General features: G+C 65.7%; 6 protein-coding genes. 3 read left to right on the top strand and 3 right to left on the bottom strand.

Annotation, left to right across the window (positions count from 1 at the left end):
- Window positions 1–675 precede the first annotated feature (675 nt).
- The gene (locus AB4Z16_RS26485) at window positions 676–2,700 is read left to right on the top strand and encodes a M23 family metallopeptidase (protein WP_441514305.1); all 2,025 of its coding nucleotides are present in this window, start codon (window positions 676–678) and stop codon (window positions 2,698–2,700) included.
- Between the two features lie 114 nt (window positions 2,701–2,814).
- Entirely contained in the window at window positions 2,815–3,732 is a 918-nt protein-coding gene (locus AB4Z16_RS26480) for an AEC family transporter (RefSeq protein ID WP_441514304.1), read from the top strand.
- Window positions 3,733–3,735: 3 nt separating this feature from the next.
- Here AB4Z16_RS26480 and gluQRS read toward each other — a convergent pair whose 3' ends face one another.
- Complete coding sequence (gene gluQRS, locus AB4Z16_RS26475) at window positions 3,736–4,632, bottom strand: tRNA glutamyl-Q(34) synthetase GluQRS (protein ID WP_441514303.1); 897 nt, start codon at window positions 4,630–4,632, stop codon at window positions 3,736–3,738.
- A 90-nt stretch (window positions 4,633–4,722) separates the two neighbouring features.
- On the opposite strand from gluQRS, the gene AB4Z16_RS26470 reads away from it, so the two are divergent.
- Window positions 4,723–5,367, top strand: a complete 645-nt coding sequence (locus AB4Z16_RS26470; protein ID WP_441514311.1) for a DNA-3-methyladenine glycosylase family protein — start codon at window positions 4,723–4,725, stop codon at window positions 5,365–5,367.
- A 99-nt stretch (window positions 5,368–5,466) separates the two neighbouring features.
- On the opposite strand, the gene AB4Z16_RS26465 is transcribed toward AB4Z16_RS26470, so the two are convergent.
- Entirely contained in the window at window positions 5,467–6,246 is a 780-nt protein-coding gene (locus tag AB4Z16_RS26465) for an HpcH/HpaI aldolase family protein (RefSeq protein WP_441514302.1), read from the bottom strand.
- A 132-nt stretch (window positions 6,247–6,378) separates the two neighbouring features.
- Window positions 6,379–6,702: a DUF1476 domain-containing protein gene (locus AB4Z16_RS26460; protein WP_441514301.1), complete on the bottom strand. Its 324-nt coding sequence runs from the start codon at window positions 6,700–6,702 to the stop codon at window positions 6,379–6,381.
- Window positions 6,703–6,917: the final 215 nt, after the last annotated feature.

The following is a 6,917-nucleotide window of genomic DNA, read 5'->3' as shown; positions in this document are numbered from 1 at the left end:
CTCTTTCTGTCTTCAATTTTCAAACAGCAAGGCTTCAACAAAACCGACAGAACCTCATCCGGCGAACCGGCCTCAGCCCCAACGTCCTTAGGAAGCGCAGAAGAGGCGCCGCTCAGCGGCGGCGCCGTCTCGATGGGTGGCTTATAGGCCACCCTCAGAACGCATGTCAACACGCTCATGAAGTTTTTTTGACGGAGCGCATTTCTTTTTCCGAGGCCCGCAAGAAGGGCCGATTTCGCGGCCTTCTGGACACTTGGCCGGGGTTCACCACCGTGCTGTGTTTCGATGCCGCGAGCATCGGGCTTTCGGTCTCGGTCCGGATCGACAACGAGAGCGCCTCCCGCCTCCAGGTGAAAGTCGGACCGGCCCACGCGGCCACACCCAAGTGGCATTTCCTCGGGCCGCCTATCGTGACAAGGCATCGCAAGTGCGCTCACTTGCGCTCGCGCGCGAGCTGTGTCGCACCATATTCGCTGCGCTTCCCAAAACAGCCGCAATCGCTCCGCACAGGAGGCAGCCCGTGGCTGGACGGATTGATTCCCGCTTCCGGCACGGGCATGGTCTTGCGCGCTTTCGTCAGATTGCGCTCAAGGCTTCTTCGCCGCGGCGGAGCACGCCACCGAGGTATCCAGCACCCCGCACGCAGAACCGCCCGCAAGAAGCAGCCCGCACGATATGAACGCCCATCCCGAGTTCGCTCAGCCAGTCGAACCGCTCGCCCCCGAGGCTGCGGCTCTGCTGGTCGATCTCGGGATCGAGCCGCCGATCCAGCCCGCCGAATCCCGTCAGCAACCGCTCGACCGGCGCGGTGTCTCGCTGCGATGGCTTTTCGCCTGCGCGCTCGTCGGCTCCTGCGGCGCGGCGCTGCTTGGTGCCGCGATACTCGTCGCGATGCGTGGCGACACCAGCTACCCGGAGCAGCCCGAAACGGTGGCCGTGCGTAGCTCGTCGGCCGCGGGAGAAGGCGGCGGGGCCCGCAAGGCCGACAAGCTCGTCGCCGACCAGCCGATCATGTCGGCGCGCCATACGCTGAGGGCGCCGATGTCGCAGAAGGTCGGGAACCGCGAAGTCATCCGCGTCCGCCCCTTCGTGCGGCTGGCGTCCGACCTCTCGCTCACCACCGGCGTCTATGCGAGCAATATCCCGCCCTTCAATCCGCTGCGGCTTTTCGCGGAAGGCGGCCAGCCGGAAGAGCGCTATGCCGAGCCGGCCCAGGACATGCCTGATGCCGACGTCACCATCGTCAAACGCGACCTCGGCGACATCGTCACCCCCGCCGGCAAGCCGCAGCTGAGCGACAACGACATCATCTCCCAGGTCGAAGAGGAGCGCGCCAATCTGGCCAACTCCGGCCGCCAGCGCGCCCTGCCGATTCCGCCACAGCTGATGCTCAGCCGCACCCTGACCGGCGCGACCGCCGGCAGCGGCGACATCCTTGCCTATGCGCCGGCAACGGATACGCGCTTCTCCGGCATCGAGGTACGCGTCGTCCCGGAGAACGTGACCAACGCGCCGAAGACGCCGATCCCTGCCTCCCGCGAGCCGCTTGTCGAGGACAAGCTGGTGATGGCCAAGCGCGGCGAGAATTTCGAGCAGGCCCTGCGCGGCGCCGGCGCGACGCCAGATCAGGTCCGGGCGATGATGACGGCCTTTGGCGGCAAGGTTCGGACGACGGCCCTTCCCGACGGCCAGGTTCTGCAGGTGCTCTACGCACCAGGCCCCCGTCCGGGCGACGGCCGCCAGATCATGCGAGTCTCGCTGCTGAGCAACGGACAGCCGGACGGCACGATCGCGATGAACGACAAGGGCGCCTACGTCACTGTCGATCTGCCCCGTCAGAATCTTACTCTCCAGCGGCCGCAACGCCAGGAGACGGATGGGGACGACGACGACGAGGAGGGCACCGGCGGCGCCCGCCTCTATGAGAGCCTCTACGAGACCGGCGCGCGCCATGATCTACCGCGACCGCTGATCGACGAACTCGTGCGGATCTTCTCCTACGATCTCGACTTCCAGCAGCGCGTCCATGGCGGCGACAATCTGGAGGTGATCTTCACCGAGGACGACGAGGGCGAGCGCGGCGAGATTCTCTCCGCGACCCTGACCGTGAACGGCGAAAGCCGCCGGGTTTTCCGCTACCAGTCCCCCGAAGATGGGCTGATCGAATATTTTGACGAAGAAGGGAAGTCGCTGAAGAAGTTCCTGCTGCGCAAGCCGATTGCCGACGGCGAGCTGCGCTCCGGCTTCGGCATGCGCTACCACCCGATCATGCGCTATTCGAAGATGCATACCGGCATCGACTGGGCCAATCGGATCGGCACCCCGATCCTTGCCGCCGGCAATGGCGTCGTCACCAAGGCCGGCTGGTCTTCCGGCTACGGCAAGCACACCGAGATCCAGCACGCCAACGGATACGTCACCACCTATTCGCACCAATCGAACTTCGCTTCCGGCATCGTACCGGGCGCCAAGGTCCGCCAGGGCCAGGTCATCGGTTATCTCGGCTCGACCGGCCTCTCCACAGGACCGCATTTGCACTACGAGGTGCTGGTCAACGGAAACTTCGTCAATCCGTTGAAGATTCGCGTGCCGCGCGGGCGCGAATTGCAGGGGCCGATGCTCGCCGAATTCAAACGTCAGCGCGATGAAATTCGCGGGCTGATCGAGAAGGCGGGCGGAGCGATCGCTCAATTGCGCTGAACGCATGACGGCTCGGCGATCAAGGCGCCGATAGGCATCTGGCGCTTGACAGAGCTGCCCCGAGGCGACACCGCCTGAACCGGCGCTTTCTCTCGTCACGCGGGTCCCCGGCCGATGCTCGCCTCTTTCCTCGTCGTCTTGCCCGTCTTCGGGCTGATCGGCCTCGGCTACTTCGCGCGCTGGTCGAAGCTGCTGCGTGAGACGACTGGCGAAGGCCTGTCGGATTTCGTCTTCGTGCTGGCGGTTCCCTGCCTGCTGTTCCGCACGCTCGCCAAGGCCGACATCCCCGCGACCCAGCCCTGGGGCTACTGGATCGCCTATTTCGCGGGGCTCGCCGTGGTCTGGGCCTTGGCCATGCTCATCGCGAGCAAGTTCTTCGCACGGAAAGGGCCGGAGCTGGTGGTCTCAGGCTTCGCCGCCGCCCAGTCGAACACCGTCTTCGTCGGTGTACCGATGATCCTGAAGGCTTACGGCGATGCCGGCGCCGTCCCGCTCGGTCTGCTGCTCGCCATTCACTTGCCCGTCACGATGACCGTGGCGACGCTCCTCGCCGAAGGCCGTTCCGCCTCGATTCCGCAATTGCTCAAGCGGCTCTTCACCCATCCGATCATCGTCGGCATCCTGCTCGGCTCGGCCGTGCGCCCCTTCGTCGGCCAGATTCCGGAGCCGGCCTGGACACTGGTCGATCTGCTCGCCGGTGCTGCCGTACCCTGCGCGTTGATCAGCCTCGGCATCGCCATGCGTCGCTACGGGCTGGAATCGGGCCTTGCCCTGCCGACCGTGCTGAGCGGATTGAAGCTCGGGCTGCACCCGCTGCTGGTCTACTGGCTCGCGACGAAAATCTTCGACATGCCCGCCCATTGGTCGGGCGTCGCGGTGCTGTTTGCGGCGTGTCCCTGCGGGATCAATGCCTATCTCTTCGCCGAACGCTACCGGCAGGGCGTGGCCGACGCCTCGAGCGCAATCACGCTCTCGACCTTGCTCTCGCTGTTCACGACCGCCGCCTGGTTGACGTTCCTCGGCGTTGGCTAGGGCTCAAGCGAAGCCCAGTTGCCGGCGAATATCGGCCGGGCGGGCCCCCTTCGCCCTGAGTTCCGCCAGGCTCTCCGAGAGCCGGCTCTTGGCGAGCTTGCGTCCGTCCTCGTCGAGCACCAGGCGATGGAAATGATAGAGCGGCGTCGGCAGCCCGAGCAGGTGCTGGAGCACGACATGGATATCGGTCGCTGCTTCGAGGTCGTGGCCGCGCACGACATGCGTCACGTCCTGCAAGGCATCGTCGACGACAACGGCGAGATGATAGCTCGTCGGCACGTCCTTGCGGGCAAGCACGACGTCGCCCCAGCGTTCGGGCCGGGCCGAGACGATCCGGATACCGCCTTCGCCGTCGAAAACCGTATAGCTCAGCTCGTTGCCGGTGATCGCCAGAGCCTTGGCCATATCGAGACGCAGCACATGCGGCTCGCCGGCCGTGATGCGCCGCGTCGCCTCATCCGGTTCAAGCGTCCTGCAGTGACCGGGATAGGGCGGTGCCCCATCGGGATCCACTGGCCAGGGCCGCCCCGTTTCGACCTCGCGCTGAGCCACCTCGGCGCGAATGTCCTGCCGCGAGCAGAAGCAGGGATAGACCAGCCCGCGTTCCTGCAAGGCACCGAGAGCCGCCGCGTAATCGTTGAAATGCTCGGACTGCCTGCGGATATCCGGTTCGAACGGGATTCCGAGCCAATCGAGATCCGCGACGATCCCCGCGACGAACTCCGGCCGCGAGCGGGTGAGGTCGATATCCTCGATCCGCAGCAGAAGGCGCCCACCCATCCTTTCGGCCAGTGACTCGTTGGCCAAGGCCGAGAGCGCATGGCCGAGATGCAGCCGCCCGTTCGGACTTGGCGCGAAACGGAAGATCGGCTTGCGGGAATCGGGTGGTATGAACGCCATCGTTCTTGTCTAGGAGGGCTGGTGCTGCCCGCCAAGCAGCAAGCCCTGCTGCTGACGCAGGCGGGCTCCTGCTTCATCAATGCTCACGCGATGACCGAACGAATCACCTGCGACAGCGATCTTGAAGAAGGTATGGCTGCGCTGGCTGCCCTGCATCCGCATTGGCAAGCCATCGTCGAGCGCACCGGGCTGCCGCCGCTCAGGCTGCGCGAAGGCGGTTTTACCGGCCTCGCCTCGATCATCGTCTCACAGCAATTGTCGGTCGCCAGCGCGCGCGCGGTCTGGAACCGCTTCGAGAGCGTCTTCGTCCCGCTGACGCCGGAGCGCATGCTCGCCGCCACCGACGAGGACATGCGCCTTTCCGGCCTATCGCGGCCGAAGCAGCGCACCTTGCTCGCGCTCTCGACTGCGCTCGTCGAGAAACGTTTCGTTTTCGAGGCCCTCGAACAGGCGACGCCTGAGGGGGTCCACACGCAGATGACCGCGATCTCCGGCATCGGCCCCTGGACGGCCGATGTCTATCTGCTGTTCTGCCTTGGCCATCGCGACGGCTTCGCCGCCGGCGATCTCGCGATCCAGGAAGCCGCCCGGCACGCTTTCGGCCTCACCGAGCGGCCGAAAGCGGCAGAGCTGCAGGTTATGGCCGAGGCTTGGCGGCCATGGCGCGGCGTCGCCGCGCGGCTGCTCTGGGCCTACTACGCCATCCTGAAGCGCCGCGAGGGCATCAACGCCTGAACTGGCCAAGAAGCTGTTTGGCAGCTCCGCGAGCCCCATCCTTCGAGACGGCCCTCGCGGGCCTCCTCGGCATGAGGGCCGGGAGCTTTCAGACGGACTCTAGCTGCGCACGATCTTGAGCGCCGTTTGCGCCGCCGCCCGCAGCAGCGTCGAATCGCTCATCACCGTCACCATGCGCGCGCCCATGGCGAGACCTTGCCTGGCCCGCTCGGCCGTCGCCGCATAGAGCGCGACCGGCTTGTTCACGGCGGAAGCGCGCGCCACGACATGCTTCAGCGCCTCGTCGACTTCGCGGGCGGTGGCATCGACCTGCGCGCCGCCGGACAGCGCGATCGACAGGTCGGAGGGACCGACGAACAGCGCATCGATGCCGTCCAGCGCCAGGATATCGTCGACGATCGCCATCGCCTCACGCGTCTCGATCATCGCGAATGTCAGCGAGAACCCGTTCGCGGCCTTGAGATAGCTGTTCTGGTCGAGGCCGGAGGCGCCGAGGCCGCCATAGCTGCCCCAGCTGCGCTCACCCATCGGCGGGTATTTGGCGTAGGCCGCAAAGCGCCGCGCGTCTTCCATGGTGTTGATCATCGGTGCGATGACGCCGGAGACGCCGGAATCGAACAGCTTCGAGACGTTCTGGAATTCGCCGACCGGAATGCGCGCGATCGCCGGCTTGCCAGCGGCGTTGATCAGCGGGATCGCGCGGATGACCTCGCCCAGCGTGATCGGCCCATGCTGCATGTCGAGCGTGATCGCGTCGAAATCCTCCTGCGCCAGAATCGCCGAGATCGAGGGATCGGGCAGCCCGCACCAAGCCGAGACGATGCTGTCGCCCTTGGCGAAACGATCGGCGAGGGAGGAGAGGACGGTGGGCTTGGCCATGGTGCGTTCATCCGTTTCAAGGCCCGCACTTCGGACGGCGCGAGGCTTCCGCAGTTGGACCCGGCCGGCCCGGAAATGCAAACGGGCGCCCATGCGCCCGTTTCAGAGACGTCCTGCGTCTGCCGGGATGCGTCAGCGCCCGGCCTGGATATCCTCGGCGGCCTTCAGGAACAGCTCGGTCATCACGCGGCGGATCTCGGCGTCTGACGCGTTGATGTTGGCGAGCGCGAAATCGTTCTTGACCTTGCGAACCACATCCTCGTCGCCGGCTTCCTCGAAATCGGCGACGACGACGGACTTGGCATAGGCCTCGGCGTCCGCGCCGCTCTTGCCGAGCTTCTCCGCCGCCCAGAACCCGAGCAGCTTGTTGCGCCGGGCAGTTGCCTTGAAGCGCAGCTCCTCGTCATGGGCGAACTTGTTCTCGAAGGCGTCCTTGCGCTGATCGAAGGTCGTCATGCGGCGTCCATGTCCTCTCGCGGGCGGGAATTAGCACTGTTGGATCATATAGGATGTCGGGGCGCCGAGAGCCAGCCTGATCGCTCCGATTCAGCCTCGCTTAAGCCTTCTTGCGCGGCCGAAAGGCGTTTTGTTGCGTTTACGGCCGGGAGGCTCCATATAGCAGGCGCATGGGTGCCCTCGGGCATCCCGTGCACTACCGGCGCCTGCGCCTG

The sequence above is a fragment of the Allobosea sp. TAF32 genome (genome assembly GCF_052113585.1).
Lineage (GTDB): Bacteria > Pseudomonadota > Alphaproteobacteria > Rhizobiales > Beijerinckiaceae > Allobosea.
This window is presented reverse-complemented; position numbering and strand designations above follow the sequence as displayed.

Bases quoted from the DNA above. Each gene is read 5' to 3' on its own strand.
- AB4Z16_RS26485 (WP_441514305.1), top strand. From the start codon at position 676: ATGAACGCCCATCCCGAGTTCGCTCAGCCAGTCGAACCGCTCGCCCCC.
- AB4Z16_RS26480 (WP_441514304.1), top strand. From the start codon at position 2,815: ATGCTCGCCTCTTTCCTCGTCGTCTTGCCCGTCTTCGGGCTGATCGGC.
- gluQRS (WP_441514303.1), bottom strand. From the start codon at position 4,632: ATGGCGTTCATACCACCCGATTCCCGCAAGCCGATCTTCCGTTTCGCG.
- AB4Z16_RS26470 (WP_441514311.1), top strand. From the start codon at position 4,723: ATGACCGAACGAATCACCTGCGACAGCGATCTTGAAGAAGGTATGGCT.
- AB4Z16_RS26465 (WP_441514302.1), bottom strand. From the start codon at position 6,246: ATGGCCAAGCCCACCGTCCTCTCCTCCCTCGCCGATCGTTTCGCCAAG.
- AB4Z16_RS26460 (WP_441514301.1), bottom strand. From the start codon at position 6,702: ATGACGACCTTCGATCAGCGCAAGGACGCCTTCGAGAACAAGTTCGCC.